Consider the following 15,455-nt stretch of genomic DNA (forward strand, 5'->3'; position numbering starts at 1 on the left):
GCCGCGCCACCGCCACGTTCAGGGTCACTGCGCCGCCGGGCACGGCGGGTTCCGCCGGAACGTTCGCGTCAGCACCCCCGCCACCGGCGGCACGCCCGCGTCACAGACACGCGCGCAGCGCCCGCACCACGGCGTGCGTACGCGGGTCCGACGTGACCGAACGCTGCATGGCGGCGGTGACGTACGCGACGGCCGTGCCCGACTCCGGATCGGCGAACGCCAGCGAACCGCCGCGTCCCGGATGCCCGAAGGAGCCCGGCGCGAGCATGGGGGCCGAGGGGCTGTGCAGCATGAAGCCCAGTCCGAAACGGGAGTTGACGACGAGCACCCGGTCCGGCCCGCTGGACTCCTGCGAGCGGGCCTGAGTGAGCGTCGCGGGCGTGAACAGCCGTTTCCCGGACGCCTGTACGCTCCGCACCGTCCGCCGCCCCTCTCCCGCTCCCGGCCCGGCTCCTGGCCCCGCCGCGGGTACGGCGCCCTCCGCCACCGGCGCGCGGGAAGCGTCGGGCAGCGGGCCGATGAGCGCGGCGTAGAAGCGCGAGAGCGAGCGGGCGGTGGCGATCGCGCCGGAGCCCGGGAGCCCCGCGGCGAGGCATTCGGGGGCGTTCTCGTCGGGACGCGGGCCGATCGAGTCGAAGGCCCGCCGCGTCAGCGAGGCGTGGTCGCCGTACGCCTCGGTCACGGCCCGCTTCGGGCGTACGCGCAGCCCCGACGCGGCGGACGGTTCGGGGGTGGGCACGTCGGCGAGCCGGGCGAGGTCGACGGCGGCGGGTGCCGCAGCCGGTGCCGGCGGCGAAGCGGGCGCCTCGGAGGGGTGCTCGGCCGCGCCCGTTCCCGGGCGGGGGAGGCCGAACCAGATGTCGAGTCCCAGCGGCCGGGCGACCTCCTCCGCGAACCAGCGCCCCAACGGGCGTCCCGTGGCCCGCTGTACGAGCTCGCCGAGCAGCCAGCCGAAAGTGTGCGGGTGGTAGCCGTGCTCCGTGCCGGGTTCCCAGAGAGGCGCCTGGGCGGCCAGCGCGGAGGGGCCGCTGACGCCGTCGAAGGCCTGCTCCGGGGTGAGGGGGGCCTCCAGCGCGGGCAGTCCCCCGCGGTGCGCGAGCACATGCCGTACCAGGAGACGGTCCTTGCCGTTCGCCTTGAACTGCGGCCAGTAGGTCGCCACGGGCGCGTCCAGGTCCAACTGGCCGCGCTGGTGCAGCAGATGGAGTACGGCCGCCGCCGGGCCCTTGGATGCGGAGCGTACGACGGCCGCGGTGCCGGACTGCCAGGCCCCGCTCCCCGTCCCCCGGTCGCCCTCGGCGTCCGGTGCGGGATTCCTGCTGCCGCCCCACAGGTCGACGACGATCCGTCCCTCGCGGTGCACCGTCAGCGCGGCGCCGGTCTCCCCGCGCGTGCGGAAGTTCTCGGCGAACGCCTCACGGACCGGCTCGTATCCGTCCGCCACCTCGCCCTGGACGTCCACAGCGTCATCAGCGTTCCCAGCGTTCTGCGCGCTCACGCCCTCGTCCGTCCGCTCGTGCCGTCTGCCTGTGCCCCTACATGGTGCTACCGGCCCGGGACCGTCACCGATCCGGGGTCGAAGCCGAAGGGCAGCTCGAGACGGTGCTGGACCATCAGCCCTTCGTCGCACAGGAGTTGCTGCGTACCCCCGTCGGCGACGATCACTCCGTCGCTCAGCACCACGGAACGGGGGCACAGCTGAAGGGCGTACGGCAGGTCGTGGGTGACCATGAGCACCGTGACGTCCAACGTGCACAGGATGTCCGCCAGTTCGCGCCGGGAGGCCGGATCGAGGTTGGAGGACGGCTCGTCCAGCACGAGGATCTCCGGCTGCATCGCCAGCACCGTGGCCACGGCGACACGGCGCCGCTGCCCGAAGGAGAGGTGGTGCGGCGGCCGGTCGGCGTGCGCCTCCATGCCGACCTGTGCCAGTGCGTCGTGGACCCGCGAGGCCAGCTCCGCGCCGCGCAACCCTGCGGTGGCGGGTCCGAAGGCGACGTCCTCGCGGACCGTCGGCATGAACAACTGGTCGTCCGGGTCCTGGAAGACGATGCCGACGCGGCGTCTGACCTCGGCGACGTTGCGCGGCTCCAGGGGCAGTCCCGCGACGCTGACGGAGCCGGCACCGGCGGTGAGGATGCCGTTGAGGTGCAGCACGAGGGTGGTCTTGCCCGCGCCGTTGGGGCCGAGCAACGCGACGCGCTCACCGCGCCGGACGGTCAGGTCGACCCCGAACAGCGCCTGGTGGCCGTCCGGATAGGCGTAGGCGAGGCCGGAAACCTGGAGGGAGGGCGGCAGTTGCTCCTGGGGCTGCGCGCGGCCGGTGCCAGCGTCGTCGGTACTCGTCACAGCGTCCATCCCAGCAGACACACCGCGAGCGCCGCGAGCGGGAGGGCCGCGGCCCGGCCCCACTGGGCGCGCGTCGCGTCCACCTCGTCGATGACGGGCATCGTGCCGGCGTAGCCGCGGCTGACCATGGCGAGGTGGACGCGCTCCCCACGCTCGTACGAGCGGATGAACAACGCGCCCGCCGACTTGGCGAGGACGCCCCACTGCCGGACACCGCGCGCCCGGAAGCCCCGGGACAGGCGGGCGACGCGCATCCGCCGCATCTCGTCCGCGATGACGTCGCCGTAGCGGATCATGAAGGAGGCGATCTGCACCAGCAGCGGCGGCAGCCTCAACCTCTGGAGGCCGAGCAGCAGTTCCCGCAGCTCCGTCGTGGAAGCGAGGAGGACGGACGCGGCGACGCCCAGGGTTCCCTTGGCGAGGATGTTCCAGGCGCTCCACAGCCCGGACACCGACAGGGACACCCCGGACAGCCCCGGCACACCGCCCAGTTCGGTGTAGGGGCCCTCCGCGACGAACGGCATCAGCAGAGCGAAGCCGACGAACGGGACCTCGATCAGCAGCCGTTGGAGCAGATGCCCGTACGGCACCCGGGCCGCCGCGGCGACCGCTGCGAGCAGCACCGCGTACAGCCCGAACGCCCACACCGCTTCGCGCGGCGTCGCGACGACGAGGAGGACGAAGGCGAAGACGGCGGCGAGCTTGCAGTGCGCGGGGAGGGAGTGCACCGGTGAGTGGCCGTGCAGGTAGAGCTTGTGCGCATGGCCCGCGTGACGGGTGCTCATGTGCCGGTGCGGGCGGCGTCGGCGTGCGCACCGGCGTCCGCGGCGTCGGGAGTGGTCTCCGGCTGCCTGCGGCGTACGGCCACGAAGACCCCGCTGCCCACGGCGAGGGTCACGCCGGCACCGATGACGCCCGCCAGTCCTCCGGAGAGGCGCGCGTCGGCGATGTCCTCGATCCCGTAGTCGGCGAGCGGGGAGTCCGCGGCGGCGTGGTCCCGGGCCTTCTCGTCGATGCCGTTGTCCGCTGCGACCTTCTCCAGGCCGTCGGGACTGGCGGACGCGTAGAAGCTGACGATGCCCGCGCAGAGCACCGTGACCAGCAGACCGCCCAGCCACAGGCGCCGGTTGCTGCGGGGCGGGGCCGGCGCCTGCGCGGGCTGCGCGGGAGCCGGGTCCGCGGGCTGCGCGGGAGCCGGGTCCGCGGGCTGCGCCGCCGGCGGCTCGGTGCGCCCGGCACCGCTCGGCGTCCCGGCGGTGCCGTCGCCCGGTGTCGCGACCGCAGCGGTACGCAACTTCAGCGGACCGGACGCCAACTCCCGTGCCCCGTACACGAGATCCGGACGTACGGCGATGACCGCACCTACCGTGGCGGCCGTGATGGCGGCCTCGCCGAGGCCGATCAGCACATGCACACCCGCCATGGCGGCGAAGACCTTGCCCAGAGCCACGTCGGCCGTGCCGCCGACCGCGTAGAGCCCCGTGAAGGCGATCGCCGACGCGGGCACCGAGACCAGGGCGGCGACGAAGGAGGCGGCGGTGACGCTGCCGCGGCGGCGCGGCAGGACACGGAGCAGCCCGCGGAGCAGCCCGTAGGCGACGAGGACCGTCACCACGCCCATGAGGACGATGTTCACGCCCAGGGCGGTCAGTCCGCCGTCCGCGAAGAGCAGGCCCTGCATCAGCAGGACGACGGAGATGCAGAGCACGCCCGTGAACGGCCCCACGAGTATCGCGGCGAGTGCCCCGCCGAGCAGGTGCCCGCTGGTGCCTGCCGCGACGGGGAAGTTGAGCATCTGGACGGCGAACACGAAGGCGGCGACGAGCCCGGCCAGGGGTGCCGTGCGCTCTCCGCCCATGGCCGTGCTCGGGCCCAAGGCGCCGCTGCCGCCGCCCAGTTCACGGCGGGCGCCGCGCAGTGAGAGGGCCACCGCGCCTGCGGCGACCGCTCCCGCGGCGACCGACACAGGGGCGTCGATGAATCCGTCGGGGACATGCATTACGCCGCTCCGCTTCTCGAGCCAGCTGATGGTTCCGGACACTGCACAACTGTTTGATGATAGGGGCTACCTGCAAACGTATTGCAAGAGCGGTGACATGGCTGAAACCGCCGGTACGCAATCACCGGAGGGGGTTGCGAACCATGCGGAGGCACTGAGACGGGTAGAGGGGGGTGGGGGAATTCGCGGCCGGCGACCGGTCACTCACCCCCAAACCGGACTCTGTGGCGTAGCTCACCCGGGTTTTCAAGTGACTCTTGGCGCCTTCGCGCGTCTAGCAGCGAGAAGGGGCAACCCAGTTCTGAGCGGCCAGCCGCCCGACGACAGAGGAGCAGAGGATGTCCGCAGTCTTCGATCAACGCGTTCAGGCACGGCTGATCGCGGAACCGCCCGCCGACCGGTACTTCGACGCCCGCCTCCGCTACGACGAATCCGACCCGCTCGCCGTCCGGCTCGTCTTCCCCGCCGACGCCTCGCTCGACGGAGCGGAAGTCGCCTGGGCCTTCGCCCGTGAACTGCTGGACGCCGGACTGCGGGAACCCGCGGGCGAGGGGGACGTGCACGTCTGGCCGCGGGACGGCTCCCGCACCGTTGTCGAGCTGCTCTCCGAAGAGGGCGTCGCCGTGGTCGAGTTCACGAGTGCGGACCTGCGCCGTTTCCTGCTGCGCACCTACGACATCGTGCCCGCCGGGCAGGAGCACGGCGAACTGGACGTGGAGAACGGGCTGGCCGTACTGCTGCGCGGCGTCTGAGGCATACGGGCGCCGCACGGAACGCGGGACGGGGCCGAAGCCTCGCCGCCCCCGGCTCCTCGGGGCGAGCGACACGTACCGGCCGTGAACAGAAGTTGCGGTCCCCCACCGGACGTCCGCCGATGACGGACCGGGGCGGCCGCACAGTCCTCCGCCGGGACCTCCCGGCGCGGAGCGCGCAACCCGCTCGTCCCAGCCTCGTCACACCCCGACCCCCACCGGGGCGTGGCGGCACCTCTCCGGGGCTGCCACGAGTTGCCGGTGCACGCACCTGCTCGAACCATGGCAGACATGGCCATGCGCAGCGAACCCCGGTCGCATACCGGAAGCACTCACAGGGTCCGCCACCGGATGCCCCGACGCCGCGCGCCCGGGGAGGGCCCGCCCGCCGGTCCGCCGTCCGCGGGCCGCCCCCTCCGCAGGCCCCGGCGGGGCCCGTCGTGACCGACGCCGACGCCGACGCCACGGACCCTCCGTATCTGCGCTTCCCGCATGTGCACGGCGACCTCGTCTGCTTCGTCGCCGAGGACGACGTGTGGGTGGCGCCGCTGACGCCGGGCGTCTCCCGCGGCGGCGAGGGCGGCAACCGTGGCCGCGCCTGGCGGCTGACCGTGGACCGGGCCCGCATCAGCTTCCCGCGCTTCTCACCCGACGGGCGGCAGATCGCCTTCACCTCGTGGCGCAGCCTCGACCCGGAGGTCCACCTCGTCCCCGTCGGCGGCGGTCCGTCCCGCCGGCTCACCTACTGGGGCGCGGGGGAGGCCCGTGTCTGCGGCTGGACCCCCGAGGGCGACGTACTCGCCGTCTCCTCCCACGAACAGCCCTTCAGCTACCACACCTGGTCGTACCGCCTCCCCACCGACGGCAGTCCGGGCAGCCGCCTGCCCTGGGGCCCGGTGGCCGACATCGCCGTGGCCGGACTCGACGGGACACGCCGCACCCTGCTCCTGACGGGGAAGCCGCCGCACGATCCCGCCTCCTGGAAGCGTTACCGCGGCGGAGCCATGGGACGGCTGTGGCTGCACGGCGAGCGGCTGCTGCCCAAGCTCGAAGGGCATCTGGACTCGCTGATGGTCCTGGAGGGCTCCCGCATCGCCTTCCTCTCCGACCACGAGGGCGTGGGGAATCTCTACTCCTGTCTCCCCGACGGCTCCGACCTGCGCCGCCACACCGACCACGCGGACTTCTACGCCCGCAACGCCTCCACCGACGAGGGGCGCGTCGTCTACCAGTGCGGCGGCGAGCTGTGGATCGTCGACGACTTCTCGCCCCGGGGCAGGCCCCGCCGTCTCGACATCGCGCTCGGCGGCTCCCGCTCGGGACGCCGCAGCTACCAGGTGCCCGCCGCCTCCCACCTGGACTCGCTGGCGGTCGACACGACCGGCCGCGCCAGCGCGGTATGCGTGCGGGGCAGCCTCTACTGGCTCACGCACCGGGACGGCCCGGCCCGCGCCATCGTCGACACCCCGGGCGTACGGGTCCACACGCCGCACATGCTCGGCGACACGGGAAAGATCGCCTACGTCACCGATGCGACCGGCGAGGACGCCGTGGAGATCGCGGACCTGCCCCGGGCGACAGGGTCGGGACCGCCACGGCGGCTCGCTGACGGACGGCTGGGCCGGGTGCGGGAGCTGGTGGCCTCCCCCGACGGGGGCGTGCTGGCGGTCGCCACGCACGACGGGCGTCTGCTGCTGATCGACGTGGCACAGCACACCGCCGCAGGTCCGGGGGCCGGCGACGGCCCTGGCCGCGACGTCACCCCCGGCGCCGGTGACGCGAACGCCGCCGAACCGCCGGACTCCGGCGGCCTCGTCGAACTGGTCCGCTCGCACAACGGCCCCGTGCACGACCTGTCGTTCTCCCCCGACTCACGCTGGCTCACCTGGGCGCACCCCGGGGTGGGCCGTTCACTGAGCCAGATCAAGATCGCGAGGCTGGAGGCGGGCACGGACGGAAGCCGTACCGTCCTCGACGTCACCGACGGCCGATTCGAGGACGAGCAGCCCGTCTTCACCCGGGACGGCCGCTACCTGGCCTTCCTCTCGTGGCGCGGCTTCGACCCTGTGTACGACGTGCACACCGGCGACCTGTCCTTCCCGCTGGGCTGCCGCCCGTACCTCGTGCCGCTCTCCCCCGCCACCCCCTCGCCCTTCGCCCTCTCCCCCGAAGGCCGCCCCGCGCCGGGCGGCCTGGACCCGCAGGACTGCGGCGGTGAGGACGGTTCCGTGCTCGTGGACGCCGAGGGTCTGGCCAGCAGGGTCACGCCGTTCCCCGTCACCGCCTCCAAGTACTCGTCGCTGCGCGCGGTCTCCGGCGGCGGACTCGTCTGGCTGCGCTACCCGATCTCGGGTGCGCTGGGTGAGACGTTCGCCGACCCGGCCGACACCTCCGGAAGCCCGACCCTCGAACACTTCGACCTCGCCAAGGCCAAGCGCACCGAACTCACCGGCGACATCGACTGGTTCGCGGTCAGCGGTGACGGTTCCCGGCTCGTCGTCAACGACGGTGGCGACCTGCGCGCCGTCCCCGCGGACGAGGCCGCCGAGGAGGAGAACACCACCCACATCGACCTGCGGCGTGTGATGCACACCGTCGATCCCGCCGCCGAGTGGCGGCAGGCGTACCGGGAGGCGGGCCGGATCGTGCGGGCCCACTTCTGGGAACCCGGGATGGGCGGCATCGACTGGAGCGCCGTGCTCGACCAGTACGCGCCGCTGGTCGAACGGGTCGCCTCCCCCGACGAGTTCGCCGACCTGCTGCGCGAGGTCCTCGGCGAGCTCGGCACCTCACACGCCTACGTCTCCCCGGCACGCCGCGACGAAGGGCCGGCGCCCTACCACCGGCCCATCGGCCTGCTGGGCGCGAACCTCGCCCGTACCCCGTCCGGGGAGTGGCACATCCAGCGCATCCTGCCGGGCGACTCGTCCGACTCCAAGGCGCGTTCGCCGCTGGCGGGTTCGGGCGTACGGGAGGGGGCGGTGCTCACCCATGTCGACGGACGTCCTGTCGACCCGGTCGCCGGACCGTGGCCGCTGCTGGCGGCAGCCGGAGGGACGACGGTCGAGATCGGTTTCCGCCAGCCCGACACGGACGAGAGCGACGCCACCGTGCACGCCGGCCCGTCCGGTCCGCCGCTGCCGCCCCGCCGGGTGGCGGTACTGCCCCTCATCGACGACCGCCCCCTGCGCTACCAGGACTGGGTCGCCCAACGGCGGCAGGTCGTCCGGGAGTTGAGCGACGGACGGTGCGGCTATCTGCACATCCCGGACATGGGCGGCTCAGGCTGGGCCCAGTTCAACCGCGACCTGCGCATGGAGGTCGCCCGTCCGGCTCTGATCATCGACGTACGGGGCAACGCGGGCGGTCACATCAGCGAACTGGTGGTCGAGACGCTCACCCGCACCATCCTGGGCTGGGACCTCACCCGGGACGCCGAACCCGTCAGTTACGCCGGGAACGCGCCGCGCGGGCCGATCGTCGCGCTCGCCGACGAGATGACGTCCTCCGACGGCGACATGATCACCGCCGCGTTCCGGCTCCTCGGGCTGGGACCGGTCATCGGGGCCCGCACGTGGGGCGGCGTCGTCGGGGTGACGGGACGGCACCGGCTCGTCGACGGGACGTCCATCACGGTCCCCATGCACGCCGCCTGGTTCGACGCCTACGGCTGGTCGGTGGAGAACCACGGCATCGCCCCGGACATCGAGGCGCTGCGGTCGCCGGTCGACTGGGCGGAGGGGCGGCCCCTGGTGCTGAAGACGGCCGTGCGCACGGCGCTGGAGCTGCTGGCGCGGCACCCGGCCGCCGCGCCGCCCGGCTACCGCCGTGTACCCGACCTGCGACGCCCCTCGCTGCCGCCCCGGCCCTGACCCGCGGTACGGCGCAGTCTCTGTGCGGGCGCACCCCGATGAGGGGCGCGCCCGCACGGCGTCACCGTCCGGCGGCGCGCTCGCTCTCGTCCGCGGCGCCTCCCGCGCCCACGAGTCCCCGGTGCGTGCCCGCCGAGAGACGGGGCTCGAAGCGGCGCATCTCCCGCTGCCCGACGAGCCCGATGATCCCGGGCAGGTACCCGCGGACGCTCTGCATGCCGCGCAGCCACCACTGGGCGTACACGTGGTGTGCCCGGCGTTCGATCCCCGCGACGACGCGGTCGACGGCCGGGCCGAGCGGATAGGTCCGGTTCGCCGGCCACGGCAGCCGCTTGCGCAGGTCCCGCATGACCTCGTCCTGGTCGGCGCCGCGGACCATGTCGGTGTCCGTCCAGGAGAGGTAGCCGACGCCCACGCGTACGCCCTTGTGCCCCAACTCGGCGCGCAGGCAGTGCGCGAAGGCCTCCACTCCCGACTTCGACGAGCAGTAGGCGCTCATCATCGGTGCCGGGGTGATCGCGGCGAGCGAGGCTATCTGAAGGAAGTAGCCGCGGGACGCGATGAGTTGAGGCAGGAAGGCGCGCGCCGTCACAGCACCGCCGATGAGGTTCACCTCGATGACGCGGCGCCACGACTCCGGATCGGAGTCGGCGAAGGGGCCGCCGCTGGCGACTCCCGCGTTCGCGACCACGACGTCGACCCTGCCGAAGTGCTCCCCGACCTCCGCGGCGGTCCGGGCCATCGCGTCGTGGTCGGTGACGTCCGCGTGCCAGTACGCGGACTCCGTGCGCAGGGACTCCCCGACCCGCCGCAGCTCGTCCGGTTCCAGCCCGATCAGTGCGATCTTCGCGCCTCGCGCGGAGAGTTTGCGCGCGAGCAGCTCACCGACGCCGCGGGCGGCACCGGTGACCACCGCGACCTGCCCGTCCAGACTCCGACGGCTCACGGGGCCTCCTCCTTCTTCTTCGCTGCGACGGGTTCCGTCCCGCCGCTCCGGGCTCCGGGGATCTTCCCCGCTTCCCCGGCGAGGTGTTCGCGCACCGACTCCCGCAGTACGCGGCTGACTTCTCCGGGGCTTTCGACGGGCGTCATGTGGCCCAGACGCGGCAGTTCGTGCAGGCCCGTGCAGTGCGGCAGCGCCTCGACGATGTCGTGGGCGAGCGGCGGCGGCGTGAGCCTGTCGTGCGTGCCGACGATGACGGCGGTGGGGAACCGCAGCCGGGAGACCTGGCCCTGGATGTCGAGCCGCGCGAGCACGGAGCCCCACGCGCCCCGCACACGCGGCGGGCAGTCGTGCACGATGCGCGCGACCACGGAGACCTGGTCGGCCGTGGCGTCCGGGCCCAGCGTGCCGTACTTCAGGACCTTCCTGGAGACGGGAGTGACCGGCCCGAGGGGCAGTTTCGAGAGCACGAGGAGCCGGTGCGCGCGTACCCGTGCCTTCTCGGAGCGGAAGGAGAGCACCCTCGCTCCGGACAGCAGCCGGTGCGCGCCGGTGCTGCACAGGACCAGTGCCGCCGCACGCTGTTCGAGCTGAGGGCGGCCCGCCGCCGCGACGAGCGTCATCGCACCCATGGAATGGCCGCCGAGCACGGCCCGTTCGCCGGGGGCGAGCGCCGCGTCCAGCACCGCGCACAGGTCGTCGGCGAGGACCTCCGGACTGTAGGCGCGCGTGTCGGCCGCGGGTGAACGTCCGTGTCCGCGCTGGTCGTACACGACGACGCGGTGCCCCGTAGCGGTCAACTCCCTTATGACGGGGGCCCAGAAGGCCGTCTTGCACGTCCAGCCGTGGACGAGGACGACGGCCGGGTCCTCCTCGCGTCCGTGCACCTCCACGTGGAGGCGGGCGCCGTCGGCGGAAGTGACGGTCGACTCCCGTGCGGCGGGCGGCGGATCGTACGGTCCCCGTGCCCTGCCCGATGATGCAGTGAGACGTGCCATCAGCCCTCCTCCGCCGCGTGGAAAGCGGCTGTCGCAGCCCCGCGTCCGGCCGCGCCGGAGACGCTCTTCACGGTCTGTCCGCCCGTGCCGCCGGAGCCCGGCGGCGTCTGCCGCCTGACCTCGTACTCCTCGAGCCGCAGCTCCCTGGTGACCCTCCGGAACTCGGAGGTCGTCCCCGGCCACACCGTCGTGTTGCGGCCGTTGGCGTCCAGGTACCAGCTGTCGCAACCCGTGTTCCACACGCTGCGGCGCATGCGGTCCTGGATGTGGTTGTTCCACGCCTCGACGGCCTCGGGGCGTGCGTCGAGCGCCACCTTGCCGGATTCGCCGCCGAGGGCCTCCAGCTTCTCGACGTAGTCGACCATGTAGTTCAACTGCGACTCGATGATCAGGATCATCGAGCTGTTGCCGAGGCCGGTGTTGGGCCCGATGACGGTCATGAAGTTGGGGAAGCCGACGGCCGAGCATCCGCGCAGCGCCTCCATGCCCCCGGCCCACTTCTCGGCGAGAGTCGTCCCGTCGGCGCCTTTGACGCGGTGCGCGATCGGCATGTCGGTGACGTGGAATCCGGTGCCGAAGACGACGGCGTCCACCTCCGCCTCGGTGCCGTCCGCCGCCACCAGGGTGTTGCCGCGTATCTCCTTCAGCCCGGAGGCGACCAGGTCCACGTTGGGCTTGACCAGCGCGGGGTAGTAGTTGTTGGAGAGCAGGATGCGCTTGCAGCCGATGCGGTAGTCCGGGGTGAGCTTGCGCCGCAGCTCCTTGTCCTTCACCGCGCGCTTCATGTGGGCGGTGGCCAGCGTCTCGATGAGGCCCAGCACGTTCGGGTGCTTGGCGAACGCGGATACCTGCATCTCCCGTACGGCCCACAGCAGTTGACGCCGCAGGTAGCGCGTGGCGGGCACCTTGTCGTGCAGCCAGCGTTCCGCCCCGCTGATCTTGCGGTCGGCCCTGGGCATCACCCACGCCGGAGTGCGCTGGAAGAGGGTGAGTTTTTCCACCTCGGGCTGGATGGCCGGTACGACCTGGATCGCGGAGGCGCCCGTACCGATGACGGCGACACGCTTGCCGCGCAGGTCGTAGTCGTGGTCCCACCGTGCGGTGTGGAAGACCTTGCCGCTGAACCCTTCGATGCCGGGGATGTCGGGGATCTTGGCGTCGGAGAGCGGCCCCGTCGCGTTGACGACGAAGTCGGCCGTGTACTGGTGGCCTTGGCCGGTGGTGATCGTCCAGTGCAGCTCGTCCGGGTCCCAGCTCATGAGCTCGACCTCGGAGTTGAAGCGGATGTGCTGCCGCAGCCCGAAGTTGTCGGCGACGCGCTCCAGGTAGGCCCGGATGTGCTCCTGGCCGGAGAAGTTGCGGGGCCAGTCGGGGTTGGGCGCGAAGGAGAAGGAGTAGAGGTGCGAGGGCACGTCGCACGCGCATCCGGGATAGGTGTTGTCGTGCCAGGTGCCGCCCACCGCTTCTCTGCGTTCAAGGACGACGAAGTCCGTCACTCCGGCGCGGCGCAGCCGGACGGCCGCCCCGAGGCCGCCGAATCCGGATCCGATCACCGCCACCCGTACGTGCTCGTGTTCGCGCTCGGCCGCCATGCCGTCGCCTCCCGGGGTCTGCTGTTGCCGGCTCTACAATGCGCCAGTAATCACTGGCACGGTTGGAGCGTAGAGGAGAGGCTTACCGATGGGTAGGGGTCGCGCGGGGAAAGTTACCGCCGGTTGCACCTGTCGCCGCTGGAGGAGCCGCACCCGGTGCTCGGCGGAAGCACGGTCGGCGCCGCTGGTTAAGCTGCGACCGTGACCGACGACAGAAGGCGAGCAGAGCGAACGGGCCCGGGCGGCACGGACGAGACCGGTCACGCCCAGGACGACCCCGCCCGCAAGGGGAGCATCCGGAACGGAGACGGCACCGGACCCGGCGACGGCCCGGCGGACGACGGGGCGGCGGGCGACGGGGCCGCAGACGGGGAAGCGGGCACGACCGCGCAGGGCACCCGCGAATTCCGCACGGCCGAGCTGGCCGAGCTCGCCGGCATCACCACCCGCACCCTTCGCTTCTACCGGGAACGCAAGCTCCTGCCGCCGCCCCGCCGCGAGGGCCGCATCGCCTGGTACGACGAGCACCACCTCGCCCGCCTGCGCACCATCTCCGGGCTCCTCGCCCGAGGTCACACCCTGGGCGGCATCGCCGATCTGCTGGGCGCGTTCGAGAGCGGACGGGACTCGCACGGCACTGCCGAACTGCTCGGCCTGGAAAGCTCGATGATCACTTCGCTGTTCGCCGAGGAGACACCGATCCGTCTCACTCCCGAGGAGCTGGCGGACTACTTCCAGGGCGAGGTCAGCGTCGAGAACCTGGCCGCCTCACTGGACATCGGCTACATCGCCGTCGACGGCGACGAGTTCGTGCACACGAGCCGCCGCCTCCTCGACGCGTCCTCCGCACTGGTCGAGAAGGGCATCCCGCTCGCCGCGGTGCTGGCCGCGGGACGTGAACTGCGCACGCAGACCGAGGCGATCGCCGACGTCTTCACGGGGCTCTTCCGTACCCATCTGCTGCCGAAGGAGCAGGCCGCCGCCCCCGACGGCCTCGACGCGGACCGTCTCGGCGAACTCCTCACCCAGCTGCGCCCGCTCGCGAAGCAGGTCGTGGAGGCCGAGTTGGGCCTCGCTCTCGACCGTCGCGTACGGGCCGAGGTCGACCAGTGGATCGCGCGGGGCGACGTGACAGCACCCGGTGCCGGACCCTCCGCGGACGCAGGGGCCGCACAGGAGGAAGAGCAGCCGCGGCCCGACTGACCGGCTCCGCCGGAACCGGGCCGGCGCCGCGTGCGGTGCCGCCGGCGGCCGGTGGCACACGCCAGGCGGCGCACAGCAGGGGAGGCGCACGCCAGGCGGCGCAAAGCAGGGGAGGCGCACAGCCGCGGAGGCGCGCACCCGGGGAAGCGCTCGGAGAATTGCGGGCACGGAATGCGGCCCTGCGGGCATGCCGCAGCCCTTGCGCACCGAAGCACCCGGCGGCGGATTCCCGTCCCCCTCCGGCCAATTGACGCCGGACTCACGGCCGCACCGGAACGGAGGCCGTCGCGGGCGAATGCGGACACGGCTGCTCAGGCAAGTCATGAAGCATGGCAGGGCAATTGCCGTGCACCGTGCACAGGAATTCCGGATATCCCGGTCCGCGGCGGCTCATAGCGAATCACAGCGGGAAGGAACGGCGATCCGGGCACCCCACCGGCACGGGGAAAACGGGCACGGAGCCACAACGGAAAAGCACGCACGGGCGGCGTCCCGCCCTCAGGCGAGTGCGGCCCCTCGCGGCGTACCCTCACCGCCCCTTCGCCGGACCGCCGCCGGCGGAACGACGAGAGGGGGGAGCCGCAGGCCGGCCGGGGCACCGGCTCCTGCCCCGCCGGCAGCCGGCCCGGCTGATGCGGTCCGGTCCCCGGGCCCGCCCTCCGGTTCGCCCGCCCGCGCCAGCAGTTCCGTCGCCTCCGTCCGAACTGCCGCCACCAGCGCGGTGACCGGGGGAACCGCCGTACTGTCAGGGGTCAGCAGCAGAGACACACAACGGTCGGGCCAGTGCTCCAGCCGCCGCGCCGTGACCCGCGAGTCCCCCCGACCCGCCTCCGCGGCCCGGCAGTTCGCACGGGACGAGACGGCTTGCGGGGCACACGGGACGGCGTCGAGACCGTGGGCCAGGGCGATGCCCGCGCCCTCCGCCACCAGTTCGTGGGCGACCGCCTGCTCGTCGGTGGTGGCCGCCACCCGCGGCTCGAACCCCGCGTCGGCGCAGGCGTCGAGGAAGCGGCTGCGTCCCGTCCGGAGTATCCAGTGCTGTTCGGAGAGTTCGGCGAGCGAGAGGCTGCTGCGGGCCGTCAGCGGATGCGCGGACGGCAGCAGTACGCAGGGCCGCTCCGTGAGCAGCGGGAAGCGCAACAGCCCCGCACCGCCGACGTCTTCGGGCGCCCGCCCGTCGAGCAGGGGCGAGGGCGTTCCGCCGGTGCGGTGACGGCAGCCGCCGGTGCTCTCCGACACGAGCGCGAGGTCGGCGCGGCCTTCGCACAGCAGCCGGTAGGCGTCCGCGGAAGGCAACTGTCCCAGCGTCACCTCGACTTCGGGCTCCGCGGTCCGGAAGCGGGCGACGGCAGCGGCCAGCAGGGAAAGGCAGGCACCACGCACCGAGGCCGTACGGATCCTGCCGCCGGACTTCCGGGTGCCGCCGAACTCGCCCTCCATGGAGCGCAGCGCGGCGAGCACCTTCTCGGCCCGCTCGGCCAGCTGACGCCCTGCGGAGGTGAGCCGCATGCCCCGGCCCTCCTTGACCACCAGCGGCAGCCCGACCGCACGCTCCAGCGAACGCATGCGGTAGCTGACCGCGGGCTGGGTGCAGCCGAGGGAGCGGGCGGCGGCCGTGTACGAGCCTGCCCTGGCCACGCTGACGAGGACCGTCAGCTGTTGCACGTCCAACACCTGAATACCGTAAGCGAGTTTATGCGTCCGGAAGGAACTCCTATTGGACGTCGGGTGCGGGTGTGACCAGAAT

At 72.8% G+C, this 15,455-nt stretch carries 11 protein-coding genes; 3 read left to right on the top strand and 8 right to left on the bottom strand.

Going from position 1 to position 15,455, the window contains the following annotated elements; genetic code table 11:
• Positions 1-100: 100 nt before the first annotated feature.
• Genes ACFPA8_RS09040 through ACFPA8_RS09055 form a run of 4 tightly spaced genes read right to left on the bottom strand, consistent with a single transcriptional unit; the run spans position 101 to position 4,348 of the window.
• Entirely contained in the window at positions 101-1,498 is a 1,398-nt protein-coding gene (locus ACFPA8_RS09040) for a serine hydrolase domain-containing protein (RefSeq protein WP_386445033.1), read from the bottom strand.
• 47 nt (positions 1,499-1,545) lie between these two features.
• Entirely contained in the window at positions 1,546-2,358 is an 813-nt protein-coding gene (locus ACFPA8_RS09045) for an energy-coupling factor ABC transporter ATP-binding protein (RefSeq protein ID WP_386445036.1), read from the bottom strand.
• The gene (cbiQ, locus tag ACFPA8_RS09050; protein WP_386445039.1) at positions 2,346-3,134 is read right to left on the bottom strand and encodes a cobalt ECF transporter T component CbiQ; all 789 of its coding nucleotides are present in this window, start codon (positions 3,132-3,134) and stop codon (positions 2,346-2,348) included. Before cbiQ ends, ACFPA8_RS09045 begins: the two co-directional genes overlap by 13 nt.
• On the bottom strand, positions 3,131-4,348 hold the full coding sequence (locus ACFPA8_RS09055) for an energy-coupling factor ABC transporter permease (RefSeq protein WP_386445042.1): 1,218 nt from the start codon (positions 4,346-4,348) through the stop codon (positions 3,131-3,133). The genes cbiQ and ACFPA8_RS09055 overlap by 4 nt, the downstream gene beginning before the upstream one ends.
• Before the next feature lie 338 nt (positions 4,349-4,686).
• Between ACFPA8_RS09055 and ssgD the strand changes: the two genes are divergently transcribed.
• Both ssgD and ACFPA8_RS09065 read left to right on the top strand, forming a co-directional pair.
• Positions 4,687-5,100 carry a spore wall synthesis regulator SsgD gene (gene ssgD / locus ACFPA8_RS09060; protein WP_386445045.1) on the top strand — a complete coding sequence of 138 codons (414 nt, stop codon included), beginning with the start codon at positions 4,687-4,689 and terminating at the stop codon, positions 5,098-5,100.
• Between the two features lie 440 nt (positions 5,101-5,540).
• A complete protein-coding gene (locus tag ACFPA8_RS09065; RefSeq protein WP_386445047.1) occupies positions 5,541-8,972 on the top strand; it encodes a S41 family peptidase in 3,432 nt (1,143 codons plus the stop codon).
• Positions 8,973-9,033: 61 nt separating this feature from the next.
• On the opposite strand, the gene ACFPA8_RS09070 is transcribed toward ACFPA8_RS09065, so the two are convergent.
• The 3 genes from ACFPA8_RS09070 to ACFPA8_RS09080 are packed head-to-tail and all read right to left on the bottom strand — an operon-like array spanning position 9,034 to position 12,505.
• Positions 9,034-9,918, bottom strand: a complete 885-nt coding sequence (locus tag ACFPA8_RS09070) for an SDR family oxidoreductase (RefSeq protein WP_386445049.1) — start codon at positions 9,916-9,918, stop codon at positions 9,034-9,036.
• Positions 9,915-10,913, bottom strand: coding sequence for an alpha/beta fold hydrolase (locus ACFPA8_RS09075; protein WP_386445052.1), 999 nt, complete (start codon positions 10,911-10,913; stop codon positions 9,915-9,917). Before ACFPA8_RS09075 ends, ACFPA8_RS09070 begins: the two co-directional genes overlap by 4 nt.
• Positions 10,913-12,505 carry a flavin-containing monooxygenase gene (locus ACFPA8_RS09080; protein ID WP_386445055.1) on the bottom strand — a complete coding sequence of 531 codons (1,593 nt, stop codon included), beginning with the start codon at positions 12,503-12,505 and terminating at the stop codon, positions 10,913-10,915. Before ACFPA8_RS09080 ends, ACFPA8_RS09075 begins: the two co-directional genes overlap by 1 nt.
• Positions 12,506-12,799: 294 nt before the next feature.
• Between ACFPA8_RS09080 and ACFPA8_RS09085 the strand changes: the two genes are divergently transcribed.
• A complete protein-coding gene (locus ACFPA8_RS09085; protein WP_386446266.1) occupies positions 12,800-13,708 on the top strand; it encodes a MerR family transcriptional regulator in 909 nt (302 codons plus the stop codon).
• Positions 13,709-14,206: 498 nt separating this feature from the next.
• Here ACFPA8_RS09085 and ACFPA8_RS09090 read toward each other — a convergent pair whose 3' ends face one another.
• Complete coding sequence (locus ACFPA8_RS09090) at positions 14,207-15,382, bottom strand: LysR family transcriptional regulator (RefSeq protein ID WP_386445058.1); 1,176 nt, start codon at positions 15,380-15,382, stop codon at positions 14,207-14,209.
• Between the last annotated feature and the right edge of the window lie 73 nt (positions 15,383-15,455).

Origin of the sequence: Streptomyces ovatisporus (assembly GCF_042653885.1) — a bacterium.
GTDB lineage: Bacteria > Actinomycetota > Actinomycetes > Streptomycetales > Streptomycetaceae > Streptomyces > Streptomyces ovatisporus.

Excerpts from the sequence above, each read along its gene's own strand:
- ACFPA8_RS09075 (WP_386445052.1), bottom strand. The coding sequence starts at position 10,913 with ATGGCACGTCTCACTGCATCATCGGGCAGGGCACGGGGACCGTACGAT.
- ACFPA8_RS09055 (WP_386445042.1), bottom strand. The coding sequence starts at position 4,348 with ATGCATGTCCCCGACGGATTCATCGACGCCCCTGTGTCGGTCGCCGCG.
- ACFPA8_RS09080 (WP_386445055.1), bottom strand. The coding sequence starts at position 12,505 with ATGGCGGCCGAGCGCGAACACGAGCACGTACGGGTGGCGGTGATCGGA.
- ssgD (WP_386445045.1), top strand. The coding sequence starts at position 4,687 with ATGTCCGCAGTCTTCGATCAACGCGTTCAGGCACGGCTGATCGCGGAA.
- ACFPA8_RS09045 (WP_386445036.1), bottom strand. The coding sequence starts at position 2,358 with ATGGACGCTGTGACGAGTACCGACGACGCTGGCACCGGCCGCGCGCAG.
- cbiQ (WP_386445039.1), bottom strand. The coding sequence starts at position 3,134 with ATGAGCACCCGTCACGCGGGCCATGCGCACAAGCTCTACCTGCACGGC.